Genomic DNA, 26,786 nt, shown 5'->3' with positions numbered 1-26,786 from the left:
AGGCTAGAGGAGGTTACCATGAAAAGAACGCTGGCCTTTCTTTGGGTTTTGGCCGCGCTGGGTGTGGCGCAACAGGTGAACCTGCCCAAGCCCTCGGGGCCGGTGATAGAGGTGGCTTCGGCTAACGTGTCCGCCACCTTTAAGATCCAGGGGTGCGCCCGGGATCAGGAGGGCAAGGTGGTCTGCGCCGTGCAGATCCAGAGCGCGGCCCGCACCAACCAGCAGGTGACCGTGCCCCACCAAGGGGTGAGGGCCATCTCCGCCCGGGGCTTCAGCTACCCCGGCTACCTGACGGTGGAAGGGGGGCAGGTGGACGTCACCAAGTCCACCTTCGCCCTACCCGCCGGGGGAAGGGCTTCCGGGAAGCTGGTTTTCCCCAACGTTCCCCAGGAGGAGACCTTCTTCGCCGCCCTCTACTTTGGGGGCATGGAGTTCCGGGGCATCCCCATCGGCCAAGCGCTGCCGCCTCAGGCCCAGGCTCCCGCGCCCCAGGCCCAGCCCGCCGCTCCCGCCGACACCGCCGAACCCTGGAAGCGCTTCGTGGTGGGGCCGTTCACGTTTGAGCTGCAGTCAATTACAACCGAATGTTGTAGTTGGGTAGTCGTCTTCAACTACAAGGTTACTTCCTCTATTGATTCTAATCTCCAGATTCGCTTTGACAAAACCAGGACTATTCTGGAAGACGGCCAGCAGCGCACAGGCGGTGTATGGGGTGTGAGCGGGGGCAGAAGCGATTTCATCGCGGGTATACCCCTCTTGGTGTCCTTAAAATTTTATTCGCCAGGGGATGCCAGAGGCATGACCATTCTCTACGCCGAGTTTGAGGTATTTGACGGCAAGGACTGGCAAAGGATCGTTTGGCGGAACATCCCCATCCCCAAATAGGGAGTACGGGAAAGGGGCCGGGGAATCCCCGGCCCCTGGCGCTTTTTCACTACTTACCCAGGACCTCGAGGGCCTTCTTCAGGATGGCGTCCCCCTCCGGGTCCAGCACCGCCTGGCCCCGCTCCTCGGGCAGGGGGCGGCTCTTCTGGGGCTCGGCGTAGGAGAACTTGCCCTCGGTGTCGGCCTTCACCTTCACGGTCTTGCCATTTAGGGTCACGGTGACCTCCGCCCCTGGCGGGGCCCCGGCCCCCTGGAAGGAGAAGGGCGTGGGGAAGCGGGTGTCCTTGACCTCTATGTCGGGCTTCAGGCCCTCCTTGTTGATGGCCCGGCGCTTGGGGGTGAGCCACTCAAAGGTGACCGGGGTGAGCTCCCCGCCGTTGGCCAGGGTGTAGGGGGTCTGGCCCACGCCCTTGCCGAAGGTCTTCTCCCCGATCACCTGGGCCCGGCCGTAGTCCTGCAGGGCCCCGGCCACGATCTCGCTGGCCGAGGCGGAGTTGCCGTTGACCAGGACCACCATGGGGCCGTCCCACAGGGGCCTGCCCGAGGCCTCGCACCAGACCCGGGTGAGGTTCCTGGTGCGGGGGTAGACGATGGGGCCCTCCTTTAAAAAGGCGCTGGCCACGGCGCACCCCTGGTCCAGGAGGCCGCCGCCGTTGTCCCGGAGGTCAAAGATGAGCTTCTTGACCCCCTGGGCCTTCAGGCCCTCTATGGCCTTCTTTAGCTGGTCCTCCACCTTGAAGTTGCCAAAGGTCTCCAGGGCCACGTAGCCCACGTCGCCAATCTTCCCGACGGAGACGGAGATGATCTCCACCTTCTCCCGGATGAGCTCAAAGACCAGGGGGGCGGGTACGCCCTCCCGGCGCACCTTGATGGTGACCTTGGTCCCCTCTCGTCCCCGGATGCGGGCCACCACCTCCTGGAGGGGGAGAGCGGTCACGTCCTCGCCGTCCACCTCCAGGATCACGTCCCCCGCCCGCATCCCGGCCCGCTGGGCGGGGAGGCCCTTCATGACCCCCTCTATCTTGGCCCCGGTGCCGTCGGGGTTGGCGGGGGTGAGCGTGGCCCCGATGCCGAAGAACTCGCCCCGGAGGTCCTCCTGCCGAAGGCTTGCCCGCTGGGGCGGGGAGTAGCTGGTGAAGGGGTCCTTGAGGGCCCCCCCCATCCCGCCGATGGCCCCCTCCAGAAGGGCGTTCAGCTTCTCCTTGGAGAGGGGCTCCAGGTAGTCCTGCTGGATCCTCTGGTAGACCTCCAAGAGGGCCTGGCCGTTGGGGTTTTGCAGAAGGCTTTCCGCCTGGGGGCGGGGGAGCTGGGCGTAGACCAGGGCCAGGAGCACCCCAAGCCCCACCAAAAACCACGCGCGTCGCTTCATCTTCTCCCTCACTACCTCTCACTATAGCGCCTCTCCATGAGAAGAAAGGGTGGGCCGCTATATAGTGGGGGCATGATCGCCTTTCACCGGGTGAGCCTCGAGTACCCCCGCACGGGCACCAAGGCCCTCTACGGGGTGAGCCTCGAGGTCAAGAAGGGGGAGTTTGTCTACGTGGTGGGCCACTCGGGGGCGGGGAAGTCCACCCTCCTCTCCCTCATCCTGAGGCGGCTCGTGCCCACCCAGGGGGCGGTCTACTTCGCCGGGCAGAACCTGAAGGCCCTGAAGGGGGACGGCATTGCCTTCCACCGCCGCCGCATCGGCATGGTTTTCCAGGACCACCGCCTTCTTGCGGATATGACGGTGGAGGAAAACCTCAGGTTCGTCCTGCAGGTCCAGGGGGTTCCGCCCAGGGAGTGGCCGGAGCGCATCGCCACGGCCCTGCGCCGGGTGGGGCTTTTCCACAAAAAGCGGGCCTTTCCCGAGGAGCTTAGCGTGGGGGAGGCCCAGCGGGTGGCCCTGGCCAGGGCCCTCCTCCTGGACCCTCCGGTGATCTTGGCCGACGAGCCCACGGGCAACCTGGACCCGGAAAACGCCCTCCAGGTCCTGGACATCCTCAAGGCGGCCCACCAGCGGGGGGCCACGGTGGTGGTGGCCACCCACAGCCGGGAGCTTCTGGAGGCCTATCCGGCCCGGGTGGTGGTGCTGAAGGCGGGTCAGGTGGTGAGGGACGAGCGTCCCGGGGAGGGTGGTAGCATAAGGGTAAGGGAAGGCCCTGACTGGGGCGGAAAGGAGGAGGCATGAACGTCTACAAGCTCGTCGGCCGCAACCTGGAGATCACCGACGCCATCCGCGACTACGTGGAGAAGAAGCTCTCCCGCCTGGATCGCTACCAAAACGGCGAGCTCATGGCCAAGGTGGTCCTTTCTCTGGCGGGTAGCCCCCACGTGGAGAAGCGGGCCAAGGCCGAGGTCCAGCTGGACCTCCCCGGGGGGCTTCTCAGGGTGGAGGAGGAGGACCAGGACCTCTACGCCGCCATTGACCGCATGGTGGACCGGCTGGAGATCCAGCTCAAGCGCTACAAGGAGCGCCGCTTCGTGGGCAAGCGCCACTCCTACCAGGGCCCCCCTCCCCCTGAGGTGCGGGACATGGAAGCCTTGCGCAAGCCCGAGGAGGAGGAAGGCCCCAGGATCGTCCGGGTCAAGCGCTTTGAGATGAAGCCCATGGACCCCGAGGAGGCCGTCTTCCAGATGGAGGCCCTGGGGCACGACTTCTTCGTCTTCCGCAACGCCAAGACCGACGAGATCAACGTGGTTTACCGCCGCAAGGACGGGAACTACGGCCTCATTGAGCCCGCCTGAGCCTCTAATACCACCCCATGCTGGCTTGGGCCAGCATGGGGGCCCCGGCAAAAGGTTCCTGGGGAGTTACCAGGCATGGGCCCGCTTTGGCCACAGCGGGGCACTTAGTAGTAGGCGGCGGGGTCCACGAAGCGGGTTTCCTCCCCCACGCGCGCGGCCACCCGGAACTCCAGCTCCTCGGGGCGGATGAGGAGGCCGCCCCCGGTGTAGCCCAGGAGCTGGCCCCGGCTCACCTTCTGGCCCTCGGCCACCAGGGGCTCCTGGAGGTTGGTGTAGACGGTGGATAAGGTCTCCGTGTGGACCAGCATCACGGTGTAGCCCAGGTTGGGCAGGTAGAGGACCCCGGCCACGTACCCATCGGCGGCGGCCTGGACCGGGCTTCCCGGGACGGGGCCGGCGATGACCTGGAAGGGACCTTCCTGGCCGTAGGGCACCACCACCCGGCCCCCGGGGACGGGGAAGGCCAGCCGGCCCACGGTGGCGGGCAGGGGAGGTGGGGGGACCACCACCTGGGCCGGGGCCGGGGAAGGCCTTAGGGTGGCCTGTTTCCGCTGGGCCTCCTCCTGCCGCCTCCTTTCCTCCTCCTGCCGCCTGCGCTCCTCTTCCTGGCGTTTGAGCAAAAGAAGCCTCTGCCTTTCGGCCAGGACCCGGGCCTGGAGCTGGGCCAGGGCGCTTTGCAGGCGCTGGCGCTCGCTTAGGGCGTCCCGCAGGAGGGCCTTCTTGCCCTCCTCTTCCTTCCTCAGGGAGGCCAGGGTGGTGAGGAGGTTCTGCCGCTCGGCCTCCAGCTTCCGCTGGATTTCGGCCAGGGCCCGTTCTTTTTCGGAGAGGCTTTGGAGGAGGAGCTTGAGGCGCTCCCGCTCCTCGCCCAAAGCCTTCAACGTGGTCTGGAGCTGGCGCACCAGGTCGGCGTCCTGCTTAGAGATGTACCCCACCCAGCGGGCCCGCACCGCCAGGTCGGTGAAGGACTGGGCCCGGAGGAGGGGTAGGTAGCGCCCGGCCCTTTCCCGGTGGAGGCTTCGCATGAGGGCCTGCAGGCGCTCCTTAAGGGCGGCCAGGTCCTTTTCCAGCTTGGCGATGCGGGCCTCGGTCTCCCGCACCGCCTCCTCCAGGCGGGCGATCTCCTGGCGGAGGGCCATTCGCTCCGCCTCCAGGCGGGCGATTTCCTTTTCCAGGCGGGCCTTTTCCTGGAGGAGGTCCGCTACCCTCTTGGAGAGGCGGGCGAGCGCCTGGTTCAGCTTCTGGATGCGGGCCTGGGCCTCCTGTTCCAGGGCCTTGGCCCGGGCGGCCTCGGCCTCGAGGTCCCTCACCCGCTTCTCCTGGGTGGCCACGTCCTGGGCCAGGGCCAGGAGGGCGAAGAGGGGAAGGAGCCAGGCCAAAAGCCGCATCCTAGGCCTCCTTCAGGTAGGCCCGGCTGGCCATGTAGGCCCCGCCCGCCCCCAGGAAGGCCGAAAGCAGCAGGACGAGAAGCCCGATCCTCACCAGGTCCTGGCGCTCCAGGACCGGCAGGAAGGGGAGAAGCCCCTGGGCCGCCCGCCCCAGGGCCAGGTAGAGCCCACCCCCGGCCAAAACGGCGAGAACCCCAGCGCTCAGCGTGAGCAAGACCCCTTCCAGGACGAAGGGGGCCTGGATGAAGCGCCTAGTGGCCCCCACCAAAAGCATGATGGCCAGGGCCTCTTTGCGGCTTTCCACGGAGAGGCGGATGGCCCCCATGACGCTGAAGAAGGTGTTGAGGAGAAGGAGGGTCACCAGCAGGAACATGGCCAGGCGGCTTCCGGAGAGGACCTGGACCAGCCTTTCCGTGAGTTCCCCCCCGTACTCCACCCCTTCCACCCCGGGAAGAGCCTTGAGGCGCAGGGCCACCTCCCGCACCGCCTCTGGGGTTTGGAGCCTCAGGCGCAGGGTGTCGGGGAGGGGGTTTTCCACCAGGTCCTTGGCCTCGGCCAGGTAGGGGTAGTCCAGGACCAGCCGGGCCAGGGCCTCTTCCTTGGTCACCAGGCGCACCTCCCCCACCTCGGGCCAGGCCTGGATCTCCGTGAGGAGGGCCTCCACGTTGGCCCCGTCCTTCAGGAAGGCGGCCACCTCCAGCTCCCGCTCCAGGCTCTGGACCACCTTTTCCAGGTTCCAAAGGAGGAGGCCCAGGAAGTAGAGGAGGGCGAAGGAGACCAAGGCGGTGAAGAAGGTGGCTAGGCTGGCCGTGGGGTGGCGGAGGACCTGCCTAAAGGCCTCGCGGAGGGCGTACACGCCCCCTATCTTACGGCCTTCAGATGAGAAGCCTTTAGCGGGCCTTACCCCTCAAATAGGCCAGGACGGTGTCCGCGTCCTGGAAGGGGTTGACGTTCCGCCAGATGCGCTCAACCCGGCCTTCCGGGTTTAAGAGGATGGTGTCCCGGCTGTAAAAGCCCAAGAGGCTCCGCACGCCGAAGGCCCGGGCCAGGCGGCCCTCGGGGTCGGGGATCATCCCCCCTTTGAGGGCCAGCTTCTCCACGAAGTCGCACTGCTCCTGGGCGGGGTCGTGGCTCACCCCGTAGACCCGGGCCCCAAGCTTCTGGAACTCGAGGTAGAGCTCGGAGTAGCGCTTGGCCTGGGCGGTGCACCCGGGGCTTTTGGCCTTGGGGTAGAACCAAAGGACCACGTAGCTCCCCCGGAAGTCCACGGGGCGGCCGTAGCTGTCCTTGGCCTCGAGGACCGGAGCCTTGTCCCCGGGGGAGAGGGCGGCGGCCCGGAGGAAGCCCAGGAAGAGGAGGAGGGTTGCGAGGCGCATAAGGTGAGCTTAGGGGGAAAGCCCTGGAGAGAAAGTGGCCTAGGGTCGGAAGAGGGCCTTGCCCCTGACGCTAAGGGCCTCTTGCCACGCCTCCAGGGGGAAGATCCCGCCCACCAGGCTCTCGAGGCCCTGAAGCTCCCTTAGGAGGGCCACGGCCTCGCCGAACTCCTCCCGGGTGTAGGTGTAGCTCCCCACGAGGGCCACCTCCTTGAACCAGAAGGGGGAAAGATCGGCCCACTCCAGGCCCGGGGCCCCCAGGAGGAGGACCTTTCCCCCCTCCTCGGCCAGGGCGAGGGCCTCCCGGAAGCCCTTCCCGCTCCCCGAGGCCTCCACTACCCAGGGGTAGCCCCCCCGGTACCCCTCAAAGAGGAGGTAGCGGTAGCGCCTGGCCCTTTCCTGAAGGGCCTCCCTGGCGCTCCCGTAGACCTTCTCCGCCCCGAAGGCCCTGGCCCGCTCCGCCTGGTGGGGGTACTTGGCCACGGCGTGGACCCTGCCCAAATACCCCAAGGCCCTTAGGAGGCGGACCGCCATGAGGCCGATGGTCCCCATGCCCAGGATCAGGACCTCCTCCGGCCAGGGCCTTGACTTCCCCAGCCCCCGGAGGACCACGGCCAGGGGCTCGGCCAGGACCGCCCGCTCGTCCGGGACCCCCTGGGGGATGGGGTAGAGGCGCTCCTTACGGGCCAGGACCCACTCCCCCCAGCCCCCGGGGAGGTCCTGGTTGTAGCCCAGCATCCCCGGGGCCAGGTCGCCCTCGGCCACGTTCTGGCAGAGGCCCTCCTCCCCCTTCTGGCACATGGGACAGGGGGGAAGGCCCCGGTCGGCGCAGGCGAGGAGGGGGTTCACCGCCACCTTCTCCCCTTCCACCTCCCCCAGGATCTCGTGGCCCAAAACGGCGGGAAAGGAGAAAAAGGGGCTTATGGTGGGGGGGCTTTTCCCGTAGAGGAGGGCCAGGTCCGAGCCGCAGACCCCAGCGAGGTGGACCCGGACCCTCTGGAAGCCCGCCCTCTCGGGCAAGGGGACCTCCTCCAGCCTTAGGGGGAGAAGCGCCTTGGGAAAACGCTTGCCCAAAAGCCTGGCCCCGAAGAAGCGGGGGAGGGAAGGGGTGTAGCGGAGGGCCTTCATGACATGGGCACGGTGCGGACCAGCTTCCCCTCTATCCTCTCCAGGATCTCGTCCAGGCTCCGGCCGGTGATGGTGAGGCCGTGGTTTTTGAGGCCCACCACCGCCCGGGTGGGGTCTGGGGCCTCCCGCACCTTCTCCGCCACCGCCTGGGCCAGCTCATACGTGCCGCAGGGGTAGTTGAAGGGGGTGGCGGGCACCCCCTCCATCCAGGCGTGGACGTGGAGGATAGCCCCCACCCCGGGGTGCTCCCGGTAGATCATCCAGTGCTCAATGGCGTCCACGCTAACCCGCCTTGGCTCCACGTGGGGCGGCACCGAGAGGAGGATGGCGTTCTTCTCGGGGTCGTAGTCCTTCACCATGAGGATGTCCCGGCCGACCACCTTGAGGTTGGCCTTGTCCACGCCGCTCGCCGACATCCAGAAGCGCCTTTCGTCCTTGCGCACGGAAAGGTTGCCGTAAGAAAGCCCGCCGATGCCGTAGAGCCTTTTCACGTGGCGGAGGTCCTCGGGAGGGAGGATCTCCTCAATGGGGAAGGGCGCGGGCAGAAGGTCCCACTCCTTGAGCTTCCTGCCCGCCCGGTACATGCTTTCGGTTAGCTCGTCCCCTTCCCAGAGCTCCGGCTCCAGGTCGGGCACGAAGATGTTGTCAATGACCAGGCGGCTGCAGGCGATGGGCATCAGGCGCTCCGCCACCCGCTCGTAAAACCCCTCCCCCTCCTTCTCCCGGTAGTGGCCCAGCTCCAGGGTGAGGAAGGCCGCCCCCTCGCCGGGCACATAGGCCAGGAGGACGTTGGAAAGGGCCCGGACCAGGTAGGGGTAGAGCTCCTTGATGGGCTCCTCGGGGAAGCGGGGAAGCTCCAGGACCGAGGCCACGAAGGTGGCCTGGGCTCGGCGGCGGTAGGGCTTGGGGTTCTCCTCTGTGATGGCGTTCAGGACCAGGTTGGGGGCCTCGGCCTCGGGGCTGTGGCGGAAGCCCCGGGCCTCGAGGGCCCGCCCCACGCCCTCAAGAAGCCTCGCCACCCCCGGGGTTGGCTCGCCGTGGATCAGGTAGGTCCACATGCTTCCCTCCTTGTCCTGGCCTTCAGGCTACCCCATACTGGGGCCATGGCGGAAGCCTTGCCTCCTGGGAAGGTTCCCTTTTTGGGCCTGAAGGTGGGGCACTTTACGGACCTAAAGGCCCTCACCGGGTGCACGGTCCTCCTCCTGGAGGAGGGGGCCATCGGGGCGGTGGACGTGCGGGGGGCGGCCCCGGGGACCCGGGAGACGGACCTCCTCTCCCCTGAGAACACCGTGGAAAGGGTCCAGGCCCTCCTCCTCACCGGGGGAAGCGCCTTCGGCCTGGGGGCGGCGGAGGGGGTGGTGCGCTACCTGAGGGAGCGGGGCCTGGGCTTTCCCACCCCGGCCGGGCCGGTCCCCATCGTCCCCGCCGCCGTCCTTTACGACCTGGGCCGGGGAGGGACCTTCCGCCCTCCAGACCCGGAGGCCGGCTACCTGGCGGCAATGGCCGCCCGGGAGGAGGTGGCCGAGGGGAGCGTGGGGGCGGGGACCGGGGCCTTGGCGGGCGGGGTCAAGGGAGGGGTGGGGGCGGCGGGCTACCGCCTGGAGGAGGGGTACGCCGTCTACGCCCTGGTGGCCGTCAACAGCCTGGGCCGCCCCTTTGACCCCCGGACGGGAAGGCTCTACGCCGAGGCCTTCCTCACCGAGGAGGAGAGGGCCCTCCTCCCCGACCTCACCCGCTACCGGGGGGAAGAGGAGGCCTACCGCTACCCCTTCCTCCCGGGGCAGAGCACCACCCTGGCGGCGGTCGTCACCGACGCCCCCCTCACCAAGGCCCAGGCCAGGCGCCTGGCCATCATGGCCTAGGACGGGATCGCCCGGGCCATCCGCCCCGCCCACACCCCCCTGGACGGGGACCTGGTCTTCGCCCTGGCCCTGGGGGAGGGCAGGGGGGTGGACCCCTACCTCCTCCTCCGCCTCGGGGCCTACGCCGCCGACGCCCTCGCGCGGGCCATCGCCCGGGCGGTGCTGTTGGCGGAGGGGATGTTGGGGGTGCCTGCATACCGGCAGCTTGTGCGTAAAAATGAAGAATAACTGAATAAAAACCCCCTTGACACCCGGGCATCCTTAGGGTTAGCTTTGCCCTCGTGAAATCCACAAAGGAGCGTATGAGGAAGACTTATTGGCTGATGGCGCTTTTCGCGGTGCTCGTTTTGGGTGGTTGTCAGATGGCCTCCCGCTCCGATCCAACCCCTACCTTGGCTGAGGCCTTCTGGCCCAAGGAGGCTCCCGTCTATGGCCTGGATGACCCTGAAGCTATCCCGGGCCGGTACATTGTGGTCTTTAAGAAGGGGAAGGGTCAGTCTCTGCTCCAAGGTGGCATCACAACCCTGCAGGCACGGCTGGCTCCTCAGGGGGTAGTGGTGACCCAGGCCTACACGGGCGCCCTCCAGGGATTTGCGGCGGAGATGGCGCCCCAGGCCTTAGAGGCCTTTAGGCAGAGTCCCGACGTGGAGTTCATAGAGGCGGACAAGGTGGTACGGGCCTGGGCTACCCAGAGCCCGGCTCCTTGGGGCCTGGACCGGATTGACCAGCGGGACCTTCCCCTTTCCAACAGCTACACCTACACCGCTACGGGAAGGGGGGTTAACGTCTATGTGATTGACACCGGAATCCGCACGACCCACCGGGAGTTCGGCGGCCGGGCCCGGGTAGGCTATGACGCCTTAGGGGGGAACGGCCAGGACTGCAACGGCCACGGTACCCATGTGGCGGGAACGATCGGCGGAGTGACCTATGGGGTAGCCAAAGCGGTTAACCTCTACGCTGTGCGCGTCCTGGACTGCAACGGTTCCGGCTCCACCTCTGGGGTCATCGCTGGGGTGGACTGGGTCACGCGGAACCACCGCAGGCCGGCCGTTGCCAACATGAGCTTAGGAGGCGGAGTCTCCACTGCCCTGGACAACGCCGTGAAGAACTCCATCGCCGCGGGAGTGGTCTACGCTGTGGCTGCGGGGAACGACAACGCCAACGCCTGCAACTACTCCCCAGCCCGGGTGGCCGAGGCCCTTACCGTGGGCGCTACCACATCTTCCGACGCCCGTGCCAGCTTCTCCAACTACGGTAGTTGCGTGGACCTCTTCGCCCCTGGGGCTTCCATTCCCTCGGCGTGGTACACCTCGGACACGGCCACCCAGACCCTTAACGGCACCTCCATGGCCACCCCCCATGTGGCCGGGGTGGCTGCTTTGTATCTAGAGCAAAATCCTTCGGCTACGCCGGCCTCTGTTGCTAGCGCTATCCTCAACGGAGCCACTACGGGGCGGCTTTCGGGGATCGGATCGGGGTCCCCCAACCGTCTCCTTTACTCCCTGCTCTCCTCGGGGAGTGGTTCCACAGCCCCCTGTACCAGCTGTAGCTACTACACGGGCAGCCTTTCCGGTCCTGGTGACTATAACTTCCAACCCAACGGCACCTACTACTACAGCCCTGCAGGTACCCATAGGGCCTGGCTTAGGGGCCCCGCCGGAACGGACTTTGACCTCTACCTCTGGCGGTGGGACGGCTCCCGTTGGGTGACCGTGGCTAGCTCTACGGGGCCCACCTCGGAGGAAAGTCTCAGCTACAGCGGAACTGCTGGCTACTACCTCTGGCGCATCTACGCCTATAGCGGCTCGGGGATGTACGAGTTCTGGCTCCAGCGCCCCTAGGCGAAGGAGTTCTTCCTCCCCTGGGAAGCGCCTGGGGGAGGTTTTCCCTTTAGCGTCCTGGGAAAGGGGCGAGGACCGCTTCCACCTGGAAGACCTGGCCCCCCCGGCGCACGGTGAGGGCGATCCGGCCCCCCACCTGGTGGCGGCGCACCTCGCGGAGGAGGTCCTCAAAGGAGTTCACCGGCACCCCGTTCACCTCCAGGATCACGTCGGGCACGCCTCCCGCCTCGAGGCCCCTAAGCCCCGCCCGGTGGGCCGCCCCGCCCGGCACCACCTCCCCCACCAGGACCCCGCCCGGCGGGAGGCCCAGCTCCCGGGCGAGCTCTGGGGTCAGAGCCCGGGGGCCCCGGAGGCCCAGGTAGGGCCAGTAGCGCCTCTCGCCCCGCTCCAGGGCCAAAAGGACCTCCCCCCGGCCGAAGAGGGGGGTGAAGTAGCTCCGGAAGCCCGCCTCCGTCTGGCCGATGGCCACGGCCACCCCCAGGACCTTCCCCCGGGCGTCCAACACCGGCCCCCCGGAGTCCCCCGGGGCGAGGGGGAGGGAGGTCTCCACCAGGCCCTGGGGGAGGAAGGCGGAGGGGCTGGCCTCGAGGCGGGTCACCCGGCCGTAGCGGGGAGCGATGAACTGACCCCGGCCGTTGCCGATGTGGAGCACCGCCTCGCCCGCCTGAGGCCGCCTCTCGGTCTCCAGGGGAAGGGGCGGGGCGGGCGGGGTGGCCTCCGTGGCCAGGACCGCCAGGTCCAGGGGCTCGGCGAAGCCCAGGAGGCGGGCCTGGGCCCGGGTGCGGTCCGCCAGGAGGAGGGTGAAGGGCCCCCCCTCGGCCACCACGTGGTAGGCGGTGAGGACCAGGCCCGGGGCGTAGAAGAAGCCCGTGCCCCGGGTTCCCTCGGGGCCCTCTACCCCCAAGACGGCGGGGTGGGCTTTGGTGTAGACCTCCTGCAGGGTTTCCGGGCCCGCTTGGACGGTCTCGGTCCAGAGGACCGGGGGTCCTTTGGTGAGGAGGAGGTTCAGGGCGAGGAGAAGGGGCAGAAGGAGGAGGAGGCCGCCCAACTTCCGCATGCCCTCATTCTGGCCCCAGGTTCTGGAAAGAGGGTGGCCCCGGGCACCTTCGGGACCTAAAGGCCCTCTTCCTCCACCAGGCGCAGGAAGGTCGCCACCACCTGGGGGTCAAACTGCCGGCCCGCCTGCTCCCGAAGGTAGGCCAGGGCCTTCTCCTTAGGCCAGGCCTTGCGGTAGGGGCGGTCGGAGGTCAGGGCATCGTAGACGTCCACCACGGCGAAGATGCGGGCGGAAAGGGGAATGGCCTCCCCTTTCAGGCCCCGGGGGTAGCCGGAGCCGTCCCAGCGCTCGTGGTGGGCGTAGGGGATGTCCAGGGCCTTCCTGAGGAAGGGGATGCCGGAAAGCCACTCGTAGGCGTAGACGGGGTGCCTTTTCATAACCGCCCACTCCTCCTCGGTGAGGGGGCCCGGCTTGAGGAGGATGTGGTCGGGGATGGCCAGCTTGCCCACGTCGTGGAGGATGGCTCCCCGCCGGATGTGCTCCAGGTCCTCCTCGGGTACCCCCAGGGCCCGGGCCAGGCGCAGGGTGAGCGCCGTGACCCGCTCCGTGTGGCCGGCGGTCTCCTGGTCCCGCAGTTCCACCGCCTTGGCCCAGCCCCATAGGGTGAGGTCGTAGGCGGCCTCCAGCTCCCGCTGGGTCTTCTGCAGGGCTTGGAAGGTGAGGGCGTTGTCCAGGGCGATGGTCCCCTGGCCCACCAGGGCCTCCAGGAACTCCTCCTCCTCGGGGGTCAGGTCCCAGGGCTTGCGGGTGAAGGCCGCCAGGACCCCCAGGAGCCTGCCCTTGGCGAAGAGGGGATAGGCCCGCTCGGAGACCAGGCCTTCCCTGAGGGTGAACTCCGGGTGGGTGCCCGGGTTTTGGGCCAGGTTCTGGACGTGGACCACCTGCCCCTCCAGGGCCGCCTGGCCCACGTGGCCCACGCCCAGGGGGATGCGCTTCGGCAGGGCTTCCTTGGGGGAGAGGAACCCCTTGGCCGCCTCCAGGACCAGTCCTCCCTCCTCCTTGCAGTAGAGGAAGAAGGCCACCGCGTCCAGGGGCAGGCGGAGGACCTGGGCCAGAAAGACTTCCAGGGTGGGCCCCAGGTCCAAAGAGGCGGCGATGGCCTGGTCCACGGCCCGGAGGGCCTCCAGCTGGGCCACCCGCTGGGCAAGCTTTGCCCGCAGACTACCCCGGCGCAGGGCGTTGCCCAGGACCTCGCCCAGGATCTGGGTCCGCTCCACCTCCCTAGGGCCGGGAAGCTGGGCCCGGGGCCAGGAAAGGAAAAGGGCGCCCACCGCCTCCCGGCCCGCCAGGAGCGGGAGGGCCAGGACCCCCCAGCCCTCGGGGATAAAGGGGCGGGCCGCTTCCCGGACCCGGGGATCAGTCTTGGGGTCGGGGGAGAGGACGACCTCCCCCGCCAGGGCCTGGGCCACCAGGCTCCGCGCCTCCAGGGGGTTGGAGGGAGGGGGGAGGTGGGCCATCCACCCCCGGTCCGCGGCCACCCGGACCTGGGGAGGGGTGCCTTCGTACATGAGGACGCTTCCCGCCCCGGCCCCCAGGAGGTCCATCACGGTGTCCAGTCCCTTTTCCATCATCTCCCGGAGGTCTTCGCTTTCCCTCAGGGCCAGGCTGAGGCGCGCGAAGGCCTCCAGGGTCCGCTCCCGTTCCTTGGCCTCGGTGATGTCCAGGCCCACGCCCAAGACGGTGGGTTTCCCCCCAAGCTCCACCCGGGCGGCGGAGTAGTCCAGCCACAGGACCTCCCCTCCCTTGGTCAGGATGCGGAAGGCGTAGCGGCTCGGGGGGGTTTGCCCCCTAAGCCGGGCCAGCCCGCGGCTTCGCACCAGCTCCCGGTCCTGGGGGTGGACGAACTCCCAGATGGGCCTGGCCTGGAGTTCTTCCAGGGTGTACCCGGTGAGGCGCAGGGCCTCGGGGTTGGCGTAGACCAGCCTGGCGGACTCGGGCCGGGTGGGGTCTTCCGCCTGCCACATGAGGATGAGGGCCGGGGCGGTCTCCGCCAGGGCGCGAAAGCGGCGCTCCGACTCCACCTCTTCCGTGACCTCGTAGGTGTACCCGGTGAGAAAGCGGGTTTCGGGGTGGTAGACGAGGGTGTCCCGAAGCCAAACCCAGGCCTCCTTTTTCCCGTGCCAGAAGCGGTAGGTGTGGACCTGAACCCGGCCGGGTTCCGCCACCGCTTGGCGTAGGGCGGCCTCGAGGCCCTCCCGGTCCTCGGGATGGACCTGGGAAAAATAGAAGGCGGGGTCGGCGAGGAGGGCTTCCGCCGGGTAGCCCAGGAGGGCCGCGGCTTGCTTGGGGCTGATGTAGTAGAGGGAGGCGTAGGCGGGGTCTTCTCCCTCCGCCACCTGTACCTGGAAGACCATACCGGGGAGGGCGTCAAGGACGCTCTCCAGGCGGTCCTGGTGCCTGACCAGCTCGGTGACGTCCTGGACCTTGAGGACGATGGCCCTAACCGCCTCGTCCTGGAGGAGGTTTCTGCCCCACACCCGCACCGCCCGCACCCCGCCCTCCTTGTCCAGGACGCGCAGGCGGTACTCCAGGGTGGTCCCCGGGTGGCGGAGGAGGTCCTGCAGGGCCGCCTCGGCGAGAAGCCTGTCTTCAGGGTGAACGTAGTCCAAAATAGGCGCCCCCGGCCCCGGGTCCTCCCAGGGCAGGTAGCCCAGCACCTTCCTCACGTTGGGGGAGGCGTAGCGGATCCGCCCCTTTTCGTCCAGGAGGTAGACGAGCTCCCTGCCGCTTTCCAGAAGGGCCTGGAGGCGGCGGGCGGAGGCCCTTTCGGCTCTGGTTTTGGCCTCTTCCGCCCGGGTTTCCCTGAGGGCCAGGAGGTAGACCAGGAGCCCAGAGAGGGCCACGAAGAGGAACCCTTTAACCGTTTGCCAGAGGGTGAGGGTTGCGGCCTTGGGAAAGAGGGCCAGAAGGAGCCGATCGTTTCCCAGGATCCAGAGGAGGGAAAAGAGGGCGTAGGCTAGGGCGACCTTGCCTGCGGCGCTGAGGCGCATTCTCCTACCCCACTATACCCCCAAAGGGGCGGGGCGGCCAAAGAGGAAGCCCTGTCCCAAGGTGAACCCCAGGCGGCGCAGGTAGGCCAGGGTGGCCTCGCCCTCTATGCCCTCGGCCACGGCGGCGAGCCCCAGGGCTTGGGCCAGGGCCAAGACGGCGGCCACCAGCCGGGCGGCGGGGCTTTGGGGGTCCGGAGGGTTCCCCAGGGCCTGCGTGAAGGCCTGGCCCAGCTTGAGGCCGTCCACGGGAAGGGCCGCCAGGCGCTCCAGGCTGGAGTAGCCGCTTCCGAAGTCGTCCAGGAAGACCCTGACTCCCAGCTCCCGCAGGATGCGCACGGTCAGGGTGGCGTCCCGCCCCCTCTCGTCGGGGATGAGGGCGGTTTCCGTGATTTCCAGGACCAGGGCCCTGGGGGGGCATCCGGTCTCCTCCAGGACCTGGGCCACCAGGCCGGGGTAGCCGGGGTGGAGGAGCTCCTGGGGGCTCACGTTCACGTGCACGGGCAGGCCGTGGCGGGCCTGCTCCCGGCAGGCCCGGCGCAGGACCCACGCCCCCAGCTCCGGCATGAGGCGGTGCCGCTCCGCCAGGGGGATGAACTCGCCGGGGGGGGCCTTGGGCCAGCGGATCAGGGCCTCGAGGGCCACAGGGGCCCCCGTGGCCAGGTCCACGATGGGCTGGTAGAGGAGGGTGAGCTCGCCCTCATCCCCGGCCAGGGCCTCCCGCAGGGCCTCCACCAGGGCCATCTCCCGGCGCAGGGCCTCCTGGAGCCCGGGCTCGTAAAAGGCCAGCCGGTCCTTGCCCTCGCCCTTGGCCCGGTAAAGGGCCAGGTCGGCCCGGGCCAGAAGCTCCCCCGGGGTGAGGCCGGGCTCCCCCAGGGCGATGCCCAAGGAGGTGGTGAGGTGAAAGACCCGCCCGCCCAGGGGCAGGGGCAGGCGCACCACCTCTAGAAGCCGCTCCGCCACCTGGACGGCCTCCTCCGGCTTGCGGAGCCCCGCAAGGAGAACGAGGAACTCGTCCCCGCCCTGCCGGGCCACCAGGTCCCGGGGCCTGACGGCGGCCCGCAGGCGGGCGGCCACGGTCCGGATGACCTCGTCCCCCGTGGCGTGGCCCTCCAGGTCGTTGACCAGCTTCAGCCCGTCCAGGTCCAGGTACAAGACGGCCACCCTGGGCTCCTCTTTTAGGGCCTGGGCCAGCTTCTCCAGGAAGAAGAGGCGGTTGGGTAGGCCGGTCAGGGGGTCGTGGAAGGCCAGGTAGGTCAGCCTCCCCTCCAGCTCCATCCTCCGGAGGAGGAGGCCCAGCTGGCTGGCAAAGGCCTGGGCCAGCTCCAGGTCCAGGGGGGTGAAGGCGTCCTCCCTCTCCAGGTTGTCCAGGTACAAGAAGGCCTTGCGCTCGCCGGAGAGGTAGACGGGCACCGCCAGAACGGCCTGGATCTCCCGCACCCTTCCCGCCTCCTCCATCACCCTTCTCCGCTTGGGGTCCAGCCGCCGGTTGAAGCGCTTGAGGTCCTTCTGGGTGAAGACCTGGGCCTCCCTGTGCCCGGTGAGGGAGAGAGGCTCTTCCGGGTGGAGCCGGACCTGGCGCAGGGCCTCCAGGTCGTACCCTTTGGCGGCCACGAAGTGGTAGTACCCGTCCTCCTTGAGGACGGCCACGCTCCCCGCCTGGGCGGCGGGCACCGTGTCCAGGGCGGCCTCGAGGATGAGGCCGAAGACGGACTCGGAAAACCCCTCGGCCATCAGGGTCTCGTAAACCCGGAGGAGGTTTTTGCGGAAGGCACTCCAGCGGGCCTCCCGCTCCTGGGCCAGGAGGCGCTCCCGAAGGTCCAGGCCGAAGGCCAGAACCTCTAGGACCTCCCCTCCCGGGCCGGGCACGGCCACCAGGGTCCACTCGGCGGGGGCCTCCCCAGCGGTGGTGGCCGTCACCGGCCGCCCCGGCTGGGCCAGGGGCGCCTCCAAGGGCAGGGGAAGCCCCTGGGGGAAGGCCTTTTTAAAGGCGAGGTTGGCCCATAGGCGTCCGCCTTCTGGGCTCATGCGGGCCACGTAGAAGGGGGAAAGCTCCAAGAGGCGTTCCGTGAAGCGGTGGACCTCAAAGAGGTCCAGGGTGCGGGCCAGGGCCTCAGCCACCTCCCGGAGAAGGGCTTCCTCCTCGAGGGTGAAGGCCCGCTCCCTTTCGCAGTCGTCCACTCCGAGAAAGCCCCAGAGCCGCCCCTCCACCCGGATGGGGACCACCAGGAGGCTTTGGATCTCCTGGGCCTCCAGAAGGGGCCTTTCCTCCTCGGGGAAGGTCCTTACCGCGCCTCCGATGGCTTCGCCCCGCAGAAAGGCCTCCAGCCAGCGGCCGTAGCCCGCTTCCCGCACGGGCAGGCGTTGCAGGCTGGGGTTCTGGATCTGGGGCGTGACGTGGGGGCCCGCCCACTCGGCCAGCTGGGAGGCGTACCAAAGCCCGTCCCGCTCCTCCAAGCGGAAGAGGTAGGCGCGGTGGGCCTGTAGGGCCTTGGCCAGGGCCCTGAGGGCCTCGGGAAGCCCCTGAAGGCCCTGCCGCAGGAGGGGCAGGACGGGCGAGGACCGTGAGGGAGTTCGGGTCCAGTCCATGGCCGAATCCCCTCTAGTTTACACCTAAGGGGGTGTGGTTTCTAAGAAATCCCCGCCAGGGCCACCTTGAGGCGCACCCGGCTCCCCGGGGGCACCTCCAGGGTGAGGGTCAGCCTGCCCCGGCCCGAGAGGACGTGGGTGCCCGCCTGAAGGGACAGGTTGGCCAGAAGGGCCTGGCCCTCCACCTCCACCCTAAGCTCCCACTGGGTGTTGGCCACGAGCCTGAGGGTGTGGACCCCGGGCCCAAGCTCCAGTGCGGACACCATAGGCCCTTCCACCTCCGCCAGGCGGAGCCCCACCACGGCGGGGATGCGGATGCCCACGCCGACGCTGGCGGCGCTCTGGGCCGGGGCCACGCCCCCTACGAGGATCAAGAGGGCTAGGATCCACGTCCGCATGCCCACCTCCTTGGGGGAGGTGGCGCAAGGGTCGGCGGTATAGCCGTGCTATAGCGTCCGGCCGGTTGCGCCACTGGCTCCCCGTGTCCCTTGGCGCCCATCTTGGGTATCACGGTTCCTCGCCTCCGAACGCCCTAAAAAGCCTTAGGGCCAGGCTAGGCGCCTGGCCGACAGAGGGAAAGCAAGGAAAAGGTTTGGCTTTGCCCGCCCTCGGCCGGTTGCGCCACTGGCTCCACCTGTCCCAGGCGCCCAGATTGCAGGACAGGCTTCGTCGCCTCCGAGGTGCCTTTGGGGACTTCAGCGTCCCTAGCTCAAGGGTACACCTGCGGGCGGGTTTTGGCAAGGGGCGTTTAGGCCAAGACAGAAAGCCCCTGGGCCTTGGCCTGGTACATGCGGGTGTCGGCGGCGGATAGGAGCTCGTCCGTGGTCGTCCCGTCCTCGGGATAGGTGGCGAGGCCGATGTTGACCCCCAGGCAGAGGCCTTCCAGGCAGATGCCCTCAATGGCCCGGGCGTAGCGGAAGGCGGCCCTTACGGCCCCCTCCTTGCCCGTGTGGGGGAAGAGGGCGGCGAACTCGTCCCCGCCCCAGCGGAAGACCCGGTCCCCGTTGCGCCGCTCCTTGGAAAGGACCTGGGCCACGCGGACGAGGGCCAGGTCCCCGGCGGCGTGGCCTAGCCGGTCGTTGATGGCCTTGAACCCCTTCAGGTCCAAGACGGCCAGGGAGAGGGGGTAACCGTAGCGCTCGGCCCGCTTCAGCTCCTCCAAAAAGAGCCGTTCAAAGGCCCGGCGGTTGGGAAGGCCCGTGAGGGGATCGGTGAGGGCGGCCTCCTCCAGAAGCCTCCGGGTCCTGGCCTCGTGGAGGAGGGCGGCCAGGGGGGTGGCGAAGAAGCGGGCGGCCTCGAGGCTGTCCTCGCCAAAGGCCCGGGGGTCGTGGAGGTTGTCCAGGTTCAGGTAGGCCAGCACCTGGCCCTGGTAGGGGATGGGGAGGCAGAGGTTGGCCTGGATCTCCGTGGCCCTGCCCGCGCGGTCCATGACCTCCGGGGGGGCGGTCTTGTGGCTGATCTCGGCGATGGGGCGGGCCTCGGCGCTGAGGATCCGGGGCTCGCCCCTCTGGGCCTCCTCCTCTCCCAGGCCGTACCAGAGGAGCTGGTCCTCCGGCCGGAAGGCTACCCCCTTAAGCCCTTCCAGGTCGTACCCCACCGCCGCCCGGAAGCGGTAGACCCCCTCCTCCAGCACGAGGAGGCTCCCCGCCTCCGCCCCCGGCACCTGCCGGACGGCTTCCTCCAGGACCTCCTGGTAAAGGGCCTCCAGGGGCTTTTGCAAAAGCTCCTGGAAGAGGCGGTTCACCGCCTGGTGCCGCGCCTTCTCGGCCAGGCGTTCCAGGGCCAGGGCCAGGGTGCGGCTACAAAGGAGGAGGCTCTCCACCTCGGCCCTGCGCCAGGGCCGGGCCTCCGGCGCGCCCAGGACCAGGACCCGGCGGCTCCTGGGGCTTCCCGGGGAGGGCAGGGGGAGGGCGGCGAAGGTGCGCCAGCCCAGGGCCTGGAGGGCGGGAACCCCCTGGCTTTCCTCGGCGTAGCGGGCGGTGAAGAGGGGGCTTCCCGTCTCGTACACCCGCCAGGCGAGGCCCACCCCAAAGGCCAGGCCCTCCTCCAGCACCCGGAGGAGGCTTGCTTCCCGCACCCCGTGGTGGGCGAGGGCCTGCATCCGCGCTCCTCGGGCCTCCCAGAGGGCCCCGGCCTGGAGGCCCAAGGCGGGCACCAGGAAGGCCAGGGCCCTCCCCGCCGCCTCTTCTTTGGTCCCGGCGCTTTGGAGCCTTTCGGAAAGCCCAGAAAGGAGGGTCCTCTCCTCCAGGTCCGCCAGGCGGTCCAGGTGGAGGCCCACCGCCTGGGCGAAGCGGGTGAGGCCCTCCACCTCCTCGGGGAGGAAGGGCTTTGGGCGCTCCAGGTTCAGCACCGCCACCACCTCGCCCCTTTCCCAAAGGGGCAGGGCCAGCTCGGCCAGGGTGGGGATGGAGGGGTCCGGGATGTAGCCGGGCTCCCGCCGCACATCGGGGATGTAGAGGGGCTTGCCCTCCCGGAAGGCCCGGCCCACCACGCCGCTATCCGGGATCCAGGCCAGGCTCATGGGCGGGTGGGTGGCGAGAAGGCTAAACCCCCCTTCGGGGGCGGGCACCCAGACCCCCACGTGCCCCCCCTCCCCCAGGGCAAGGAGGCGCTCGGGGAGGCTCTTGAGGAGGGCCTCCCGGTTTGGGGCCTGGGGGAGGGCCTCGAGGGCCTCGGCGATCAGGCGCTGGCTTTTGGCGAGGGCTTTAGCGCGGCGGTGAGCCCGCCGCAGGCTTTCCCCCACCTGGTGGGCCAGCAGGGCGGAGAGGAGGAGGAGGGCCAGGGCCATCGGGTTAAACCCCGGGAAAAGGAGGAGGACCAGGGTGGAGAAGAGGGCGGCCAGAAGCCCCCAGGAGAGGCCGTAGACGCTGGCCACCACGGCCACGGCGATCATGAACCAGGGGAGGATGTAGGGGTCGCTGTAGCCCAAAAAGCCCGCCAAAAGCCCCACCAGGAAGGAGGCCAGGGCTATGGCAGGATAAGACAGGGCCATGTTTGGCCTATGCTGACCCAAGCCTTTCCCGGGCGCTAGGGGGTGGGGGCCAGGGCCAGGTGGGCCAGGGCGCGGCCCGCCGCCCTCCTGCCGGAGCGCACCACCTCGGGAAGGCCCACGCCCTCCAGGTAGTTCCCCGCCAGGAAGAGCCCGGGGGCCTTGAGGAGGGCCATCTCCAGGCGGTCAAGCCGCTCCAGGTGCCCCACCCGGTAGCCGGGCATCCCCTCGGGGAAGCGGAAGACGAAGGTGTGGCTCGGACGCACCTCCTTCCCGAGGAAGCGGCGGAGGTCCTCCAGGGCGATTTTGGCCAGTTCGGCCTCGGAAAGCCCCGCCGCCTCGCCCGAGAGATAGGCCCGGACCAGGCTATGGCCCTCGAGGGCCCGGCCCTCCCACTTCTGGTGGGTCCAGGTGAAGCCCCGCACCCGGAACCCCTCCCCTTTGGCGATCAGGAGGCCGTGCCCCACCACGGGAAGGGGCTCCGGGAAGGCCAGGCTCACCGTGGCCGCCGGGATGTGGGGGATGCCCTTTAAGAGGGCGGTGGCCTCGGGCAGGAAGGGCCTCAGGAGCCTGGCCGCCTGGGGGGCGGGGGTGGCCAGGACGAGGGCCTCGGCCTCCAGGACTCCCTTTGGCGTGTGGACCCGGTAGCGGCTTCCCAAGGGCTCCACCCCAAGGACCGGGGTGCCCGTGAAGACCCTTTCCGAAAGGGCCTCGGCCATCTTTCGGGTGAGGGCGGAAAGCCCCTCCCGGAAGGAGAAGAAGAGGCTACCCCCTTCCCGGCTTCCCCGGCTTTTTCTCTCCCGCATGGCCCCCAGGATCAGGCTCCGGTGCCGCCTTTCCAGCTCCAGAAGCTGGGGGAAGGCGGCTTTCATGGAAAGCTCGTCGGGCTCGCCCCCGTAGATCCCCCCCGCCAGGGGGGCCACCAGGGCGGCGAAGACCTCAGGGCCCAGGCGGCGCTCCACGAACTCCCTCAGGCTTTCGTCCTCCTTGTTGCCCCGGGGGAGGAAGAGGTCGTAGAGGGCGCGGAGCTTTCCCGAAAAGGAGAGGAGGGAGGTCCTGGCCAGGCCCCTCAGGTCCCCGGGCACCACCTGCAAAAGCCCCTCGGGCAGGGGGTGGGGCCGCCCCCCTTTCAGGATCAGGGCCGAGGGCTTTTGGGGGAGGGTGCCGATGGGCTCCAGGCCGAAGGCCTGGGCCAGCTCCAGGACCTCCTTTTTGTAGCGGACGCTGGCGTCGGGCCCGCCCTCCACCAGAAACCCCCCCTGCCTCAGGGTGCGCACCTTGCCCCCCAGGCGGGGTCTCGCCTCCAGGAGGAGGAAGTCGGCCCCGGCCTCCTTCAGGGCCAGGCCGGCGGCGAGCCCCGCCCCCCCCCCGCCGATCACGAGGACCTGAGCCACGCCGCCTCCACCAGGTCCTTGAGGACCTCTATGTAGTCCAGGTCGGCGTTGAGGCTCCGGGCCCTTAGGAGCCTCAGGCCCACCGCCTCCGCCGTGGCCTGGGCCTCGAGGTCCAGGTCGTAGAAGACCTCCAGGTGGTCGGCGGGGAAGCCCACCGCCTGGACCACGGCCTCGGTAAAGCCCTCCTCGCCAAGCCGCCTTAAGAGCTCGTTGATGTCCGGGCCCAACCAGGGCTCAGGGGTGCGCCCCGCCGACTGGTAGGCCACGAAATAGCGGGGGAGGGAAAGCCTTTTGGCGATGAGCTCCGCCGTCTTCTCCACCTGCCTGGGGTAGGGGTCCCCCCGCTCAACGGCGGCCACGGGGATGGAGTGGGCGGTGAAGACGTAGGCGGCCCGCCTGGGGTCCTTGAGCCGCCAGATGGCCTCCTCCAGCCGCCTGGCGTAGGCGGCGATCAGGCCGGGGTGGGCCTCGTAGCTTTCCACCCAGAGGAACTCTATGGGCTCGGGCAGGGACTTGAGGGCGGCCTCCACCTTCTCCTGGTACTCGGCCACGCTCCTTAGGGAGTAGTGGGGGGCGGCCACTAGGGCCACGGCCCGCCGCACTCCGTCCTCGTGCATGGCGGCCACCGCCTCGCCGATGGAGGGGAGCCAGTGCTTGGTGCCCACGTAGACCCGGGCCGGGCCGTGGGGGGCCCGGGGGCCGAAGGGGCTTTGCAGGCGCTTGGGGTAGAGAGGGGCCTCGAGGTTCAAGAGGGCCTGGAGGCGCATGGCCTGGACCAGGGTGATCTCGTTCAAGGGGCTCTTGCCGATGGCTTCGTAGCGCTCGGCGAGCTCTTTTAAGAGCTCCTCCGTGGGGCGCCGGCCCCGGCGGATATCCGTGTAGTAGGGGGCGATCTCCTCCGGGGTGTAAGGGGTGCCATAGGCCATAAGGAGCACGTTCACGCCGCCACCTCCTTCACGAGTTCTACCACGTAGGCCACGTGGTCATGGGGGGTCTTGGGCAGGATGCCGTGGCCCAGGTTGAAGATGTGGCCTGCTCGGCCGGCGTTTTCCTCCAGGATGCGGCCCACCTCCCGCCGGATGACCTCCTTGGGGGCGAAGAGGACGGCGGGGTCCAGGTTGCCCTGGACCGGCGTATTCCCCAACACGTCCCGGGCCCAGGGGAGGGGGGTGTGGTGGTCCAGGCCCATCACGTCCCCCCCCGCTTCCCGCATCTCCTGCAGGAGGCCCATGGTGCCCACGCCGAAATGGATGACCGGGACCCCAAGGGGCCTTAGGGCCTGGAAGAGCCTTTTCATGTGGGGCTTCACGTAGCGGCGGTAGTCGGCCGGCCCAAGGGCCCCCACCCAGGAGTCAAAGACCTGGAGGAGGTCGGCCCCCGCCCGGGCCTGGGCCTCCAGGTAGCGGGCCATGGCCTCGGTGAGCTTTTCCATGAGGCGGTGCCAGAGGGCCTCCTCCCCGTACATGAAGGCCTTCACCTGGAGGAAGTGGCGGCTTGGCCCCCCCTCCACCAGGTAGCTGGCCAGGGTGAAGGGGGCCCCGGCGAAGCCGATGAGGGGGACCTTGAGCTCCTTCTTCAAGAGGCGGATAGCCTCTAGGACGAAGGGCACGGCCTCCTCGGGCACCAGGGGCCTCAGGGCCTCCACCCCCTCCTTGTCCCGGATGGGCCTGTGGATGACGGGCCCCTTCCCCTCCACCAGGTCCAGGGCCACGCCCATGCCGTAAAGGGGGGTGGTGATGTCGGCGAAGAGGATGGCGGCGTCCACCCCGAGTTCCCTCACGGGGAGGAGGGTCACCTCCGCCGCCACCTCGGGGTTCTTCACGATCTCGGGCAGGGTGTAGCGCTTCCGGATCTCTTGGTAGCTTTTTTGGTAGCGGCCCGCCTGGCGCATGAACCAGACGGGGGGCCTGGGGGTGGGCTCGCCCCGGGCCGCCCGCAGGATGAGGTCGTTCACGCCCTCCATGCTAGCAGCTCCAGGGAGGCCGGGGGGGAGCTGGGTTGCGAGCCTGAGGGCACCTACATCCCCGCCTTTGAGAAGGCCCTCCTCCTCCTAAAGCCCGGCCAGGTGTCGGCCCCGGTCCAGACCGAGTACGGCTTCCACCTGATTCTTTTGGAAAAGGCCCTCCCCCCGGGCCGCTACCCCCTGGAGGAGGCCCTTCCCGACCTGGAGGAGGCCCTGAAGGCCAAAGCCTGGGAGAAGCTGGCCAAGGCCCTCATCCGCGGCGTGCCCATCCGCCTCTTTCCCGAGCGCCTATAGGGTGAGGAGGAGGGTCTCGTCCCCCACGGGGCTTTGGGCCAGGCGCAAGGCCTCGCCTTGGGCGTAGATCCCGCTTCGCCCCTCAAAGGCGAGGGAGAGGATCCGCCCGTTCAGCATGGGGTTTAGAAGGACCCTCAGGTTCTCCCGGCCCAGAAGCCTTTCCCTGGCCGAGGCCAGCCACACCTCTCCCTCCTTCCGCGTGGGGTCCCAGGGCCAGGGCCTCTCCCAGGGGGCGGGGTTGGCGGAGGGCTGGAGGAGGACCTCGGCCCCCAGGGCGTCCAGGCGGGAGAGGTGCTTTTCGTAAAACCCGTCCAGGCAGATCAGGATGCCCACCCGCCCGGCCCGGGTCTCCACCAGGTGGGGGCCGAACCGCCCCCTTAGAAGCCAGCGCTCGGGGGGCGTGCGCTCCATCTTGGGCACCTGGGCCAAAAGCCGGCCCTCGGGGTTAAAGAAGAGGGCCAGGTTTTGGAAGAGGGGGGTGCGGGCGAAGCGCCCCCGGGCAAGCTCCTCCTCGTAAGGGGGGGCGAGGAGGCTTCCCGAGAGGAGGTAGGTGCCAAAGGCCCTGGCGGCCTCGGCCATGACCCGGTGAAAGACCCCGTAGGCCTTTTTGGCCCGCCGCCAGGGAAGGAGGGGGTCTTTGAGGAGGTCCTTGAAGCCCACCTCCCCCTCGAGGTGGAGGAGGAGGGGAAGGCCAAAAAGCTCGGGGAACGCAGCGAGCCTGGGGGAGGGGGTGCCCTCCAGGGGCTTCAGGAGGGCAAGGACCCGCTCCCGGAAGGCCTCCTCGTTCTTATAGGCCTCCGGGAACACCTCCGCCTGCACCGCCAGGTAGGTGCGGAAGGGCACGCCCTATAGTACCCCACCGCGGCGAAAGCCGCGGTGGGGGCCCCAAAAAATGTGCCGGGGTGGTATTAGAGGTTCTGGGCCACCATGTAGACCCCCATGACCACCAGGAAGAGGGCGAAGCCCCGCTTCAGGGCCTCGTGGGGAAGCCTGACGGCCACCCTTCCCCCCAGCAGGCTCCCCAGGGCGCCCACCAGGAGGAAGAGCCCGGCGTTGGCGAAGTTGACGGAGAGGCCCAGGGCGGGGAGGAGGTGGAGGTACTTATAAAAGCCGGCGAAGGACTTGAGGGCGATGATGAGGAGGCTGGTGCCCACGGCCAGGTGCATGGGAAGCCCGCCCAGGAGGACCAAGGCGGGCACGATCAGAAAGCCCCCGCCCACGCCCACGAAGCCGGTGAGGGCCCCCACCGCCGTGCCCTCGAGGACGATCTTCCAGGCCTGCCGCTTCTGGGTGGGGCGCAGGGGGGTGGGCCGGGCCATGAAGTAGGCGGCGAGGATCATGACCAGGGCGAAGGTGAGGAGCTGGACCTGCCCGGAGACGAACTGGGAGAGCCAGGCCCCCAGGTAGGTGCCCGCCATCCCGGGAAGCCCGAAGAAGAGGATGTTACGCCAGTCCACCAGGCCCCTTAAGGCGAAGGGGATGGCCCCCAAGAGGGCGATGCCCCCCACGACCAGGAGGCTTTCGGCGATGGCCTGCTTGGGGTGCTCCCCCAGGAGGTAGACCAGGACGGGGACGGTGAGGATGGACCCCCCCGAGCCCAGAAGGCCCAGGGAAAGCCCGATAAGGAGGGCGCCAAGAAGGGCTAGGGTCATCGCTCCACCGGGAGGCCCGAGGCCATCCAGGCGTAGGTGCCCCCCTCCAGGTTGTAGACCTTTTCCCCGGGGAAGCCCTGCTGGACCAGGAAGTCGGCGGCCACCCCCGAGCGGTTCCCCGAGTTGCAGACCAGGAGGATGGGGCGGTCCCGGGGGAGCTCGGCAAGCCTTGCGGGCAGGGTGGAGAGGGGGATGTTGACCGCCCCCGGCAGGTGGCCTTCGGCGTACTCCCAGGGCTCCCGCACGTCCACCACCAGGGCCTCTTCCAGGAGGGCCTGGGCCTCGTGGGGCCCCACCTCCTGGAAGGGGGTGGCGGCGTAGCCCACCTCCACCGGGGTGGTGTCCACGGGGAGGCCCGAGCGGTACCAGCGGACGATGCCCCCATCCAGGTTCAGCACCTGGTCGTAGCCCAGCGAGGCCAGCCAGGCCGCCGCCTGCCAGGAGCGGTTTCCCGTGCGGCAGTAGAGGACCACGGGCCGGTCTTGGGGGATCTCCCCGTAGCGGGCCATGAACTCGGAGAGGGGGAGGAGGCTGGCCCCGGGGATCCGGGCCTGGGCGTACTCCTCCACCTCCCGGACGTCAATGAAGGGCACGCCCGCCTCGTGGAGGCGCCTGGCCTCCTCGGGGGCGATGTTTTTGACCTGGGTCTCGTACATG

22 protein-coding genes, 1 pseudogene and 2 riboswitches are annotated in these 26,786 nt (G+C 68.9%); of the genes and pseudogenes, 6 read left to right on the top strand and 17 right to left on the bottom strand.

The window, feature by feature from the left end:
• Positions 1-18: 18 nt before the first annotated feature.
• Positions 19-885 carry a hypothetical protein gene (locus tag BVI061214_RS11550; protein ID WP_053768491.1) on the top strand — a complete coding sequence of 289 codons (867 nt, stop codon included), beginning with the start codon at positions 19-21 and terminating at the stop codon, positions 883-885.
• A 49-nt stretch (positions 886-934) separates the two neighbouring features.
• On the opposite strand, the gene BVI061214_RS11545 is transcribed toward BVI061214_RS11550, so the two are convergent.
• Positions 935-2,254 carry a S41 family peptidase gene (locus BVI061214_RS11545; protein WP_053768670.1) on the bottom strand — a complete coding sequence of 440 codons (1,320 nt, stop codon included), beginning with the start codon at positions 2,252-2,254 and terminating at the stop codon, positions 935-937.
• Between the two features lie 72 nt (positions 2,255-2,326).
• Between BVI061214_RS11545 and BVI061214_RS11540 the strand changes: the two genes are divergently transcribed.
• Positions 2,327-3,055, top strand: a complete 729-nt coding sequence (locus BVI061214_RS11540; RefSeq protein ID WP_053768490.1) for a cell division ATP-binding protein FtsE — start codon at positions 2,327-2,329, stop codon at positions 3,053-3,055.
• A complete protein-coding gene (hpf, locus tag BVI061214_RS11535) occupies positions 3,052-3,612 on the top strand; it encodes a ribosome hibernation-promoting factor, HPF/YfiA family (RefSeq protein ID WP_053768489.1) in 561 nt (186 codons plus the stop codon). Before BVI061214_RS11540 ends, hpf begins: the two co-directional genes overlap by 4 nt.
• 104 nt (positions 3,613-3,716) lie before the next feature.
• On the opposite strand, the gene BVI061214_RS11530 is transcribed toward hpf, so the two are convergent.
• The 5 genes from BVI061214_RS11530 to BVI061214_RS11510 are packed head-to-tail and all read right to left on the bottom strand — an operon-like array spanning position 3,717 to position 8,556.
• A complete protein-coding gene (locus tag BVI061214_RS11530; RefSeq protein ID WP_053768488.1) occupies positions 3,717-4,997 on the bottom strand; it encodes a murein hydrolase activator EnvC family protein in 1,281 nt (426 codons plus the stop codon).
• A gap of 1 nt (position 4,998) precedes the next feature.
• Complete coding sequence (locus tag BVI061214_RS11525; protein WP_053768487.1) at positions 4,999-5,853, bottom strand: cell division protein FtsX; 855 nt, start codon at positions 5,851-5,853, stop codon at positions 4,999-5,001.
• Between the two features lie 34 nt (positions 5,854-5,887).
• Entirely contained in the window at positions 5,888-6,373 is a 486-nt protein-coding gene (locus BVI061214_RS11520; protein WP_053768486.1) for a peroxiredoxin, read from the bottom strand.
• A gap of 39 nt (positions 6,374-6,412) precedes the next feature.
• A complete protein-coding gene (locus BVI061214_RS11515) occupies positions 6,413-7,498 on the bottom strand; it encodes a zinc-dependent alcohol dehydrogenase (protein ID WP_053768485.1) in 1,086 nt (361 codons plus the stop codon).
• Positions 7,495-8,556, bottom strand: a complete 1,062-nt coding sequence (locus BVI061214_RS11510) for a class II aldolase/adducin family protein (RefSeq protein ID WP_053768484.1) — start codon at positions 8,554-8,556, stop codon at positions 7,495-7,497. Before BVI061214_RS11510 ends, BVI061214_RS11515 begins: the two co-directional genes overlap by 4 nt.
• Positions 8,557-8,601: 45 nt before the next feature.
• On the opposite strand from BVI061214_RS11510, the pseudogene BVI061214_RS11505 reads away from it, so the two are divergent.
• A pseudogene (locus BVI061214_RS11505) lies at positions 8,602-9,588 on the top strand (P1 family peptidase).
• 74 nt (positions 9,589-9,662) lie between these two features.
• Positions 9,663-11,204 carry a S8 family peptidase gene (locus BVI061214_RS11500; protein ID WP_053768483.1) on the top strand — a complete coding sequence of 514 codons (1,542 nt, stop codon included), beginning with the start codon at positions 9,663-9,665 and terminating at the stop codon, positions 11,202-11,204.
• Between the two features lie 49 nt (positions 11,205-11,253).
• Here BVI061214_RS11500 and BVI061214_RS11495 read toward each other — a convergent pair whose 3' ends face one another.
• From BVI061214_RS11495 to hemE, 8 genes are all read right to left on the bottom strand, one after another.
• Complete coding sequence (locus tag BVI061214_RS11495; RefSeq protein WP_053768482.1) at positions 11,254-12,261, bottom strand: S1C family serine protease; 1,008 nt, start codon at positions 12,259-12,261, stop codon at positions 11,254-11,256.
• 56 nt (positions 12,262-12,317) lie between these two features.
• Entirely contained in the window at positions 12,318-15,251 is a 2,934-nt protein-coding gene (locus BVI061214_RS11490) for an HD domain-containing phosphohydrolase (protein WP_156303267.1), read from the bottom strand.
• 12 nt (positions 15,252-15,263) lie between these two features.
• Positions 15,264-17,837: a bifunctional diguanylate cyclase/phosphodiesterase gene (locus BVI061214_RS11485; RefSeq protein WP_053768481.1), complete on the bottom strand. Its 2,574-nt coding sequence runs from the start codon at positions 17,835-17,837 to the stop codon at positions 15,264-15,266.
• A 41-nt stretch (positions 17,838-17,878) separates the two neighbouring features.
• Entirely contained in the window at positions 17,879-18,235 is a 357-nt protein-coding gene (locus BVI061214_RS11480; protein WP_053768480.1) for a hypothetical protein, read from the bottom strand.
• A 50-nt stretch (positions 18,236-18,285) separates the two neighbouring features.
• Positions 18,286-18,371, bottom strand: a riboswitch (cyclic di-GMP riboswitch).
• Between the two features lie 67 nt (positions 18,372-18,438).
• Positions 18,439-18,523, bottom strand: a riboswitch (cyclic di-GMP riboswitch).
• Positions 18,524-18,585: 62 nt separating this feature from the next.
• Positions 18,586-20,829 (bottom strand): diguanylate cyclase, encoded by a 2,244-nt coding sequence (locus tag BVI061214_RS11475; RefSeq protein WP_053768479.1) that lies wholly within the window; start codon positions 20,827-20,829, stop codon positions 18,586-18,588.
• A gap of 35 nt (positions 20,830-20,864) precedes the next feature.
• Positions 20,865-22,220 (bottom strand): protoporphyrinogen oxidase, encoded by a 1,356-nt coding sequence (gene hemG, locus BVI061214_RS11470; protein ID WP_053768478.1) that lies wholly within the window; start codon positions 22,218-22,220, stop codon positions 20,865-20,867.
• Entirely contained in the window at positions 22,202-23,161 is a 960-nt protein-coding gene (gene hemH, locus BVI061214_RS11465) for a ferrochelatase (RefSeq protein ID WP_053768477.1), read from the bottom strand. The genes hemG and hemH overlap by 19 nt, the downstream gene beginning before the upstream one ends.
• Entirely contained in the window at positions 23,158-24,183 is a 1,026-nt protein-coding gene (gene hemE, locus BVI061214_RS11460) for a uroporphyrinogen decarboxylase (RefSeq protein WP_053768476.1), read from the bottom strand. The genes hemH and hemE overlap by 4 nt, the downstream gene beginning before the upstream one ends.
• Between hemE and BVI061214_RS11455 the strand changes: the two genes are divergently transcribed.
• Complete coding sequence (locus tag BVI061214_RS11455) at positions 24,076-24,477, top strand: peptidylprolyl isomerase (protein WP_082333172.1); 402 nt, start codon at positions 24,076-24,078, stop codon at positions 24,475-24,477. The two genes, hemE and BVI061214_RS11455, sit on opposite strands and share 108 nt — an antisense overlap.
• Here the strand turns inward: BVI061214_RS11455 and BVI061214_RS11450 are convergent.
• The 3 genes from BVI061214_RS11450 to BVI061214_RS11440 form a co-directional block, all read right to left on the bottom strand.
• Positions 24,472-25,320: a nitrilase-related carbon-nitrogen hydrolase gene (locus BVI061214_RS11450; RefSeq protein ID WP_053768475.1), complete on the bottom strand. Its 849-nt coding sequence runs from the start codon at positions 25,318-25,320 to the stop codon at positions 24,472-24,474. The genes BVI061214_RS11455 and BVI061214_RS11450 overlap by 6 nt on opposite strands.
• Before the next feature lie 65 nt (positions 25,321-25,385).
• Positions 25,386-26,129, bottom strand: a complete 744-nt coding sequence (locus tag BVI061214_RS11445) for a sulfite exporter TauE/SafE family protein (protein ID WP_053768474.1) — start codon at positions 26,127-26,129, stop codon at positions 25,386-25,388.
• Entirely contained in the window at positions 26,126-26,785 is a 660-nt protein-coding gene (locus tag BVI061214_RS11440) for a rhodanese-like domain-containing protein (RefSeq protein WP_053768473.1), read from the bottom strand. Before BVI061214_RS11440 ends, BVI061214_RS11445 begins: the two co-directional genes overlap by 4 nt.
• Position 26,786 lies beyond the last annotated feature (1 nt).

Source organism: Thermus aquaticus (genome assembly GCF_001280255.1).
GTDB lineage: Bacteria > Deinococcota > Deinococci > Deinococcales > Thermaceae > Thermus > Thermus aquaticus.
This window is presented reverse-complemented; position numbering and strand designations above follow the sequence as displayed.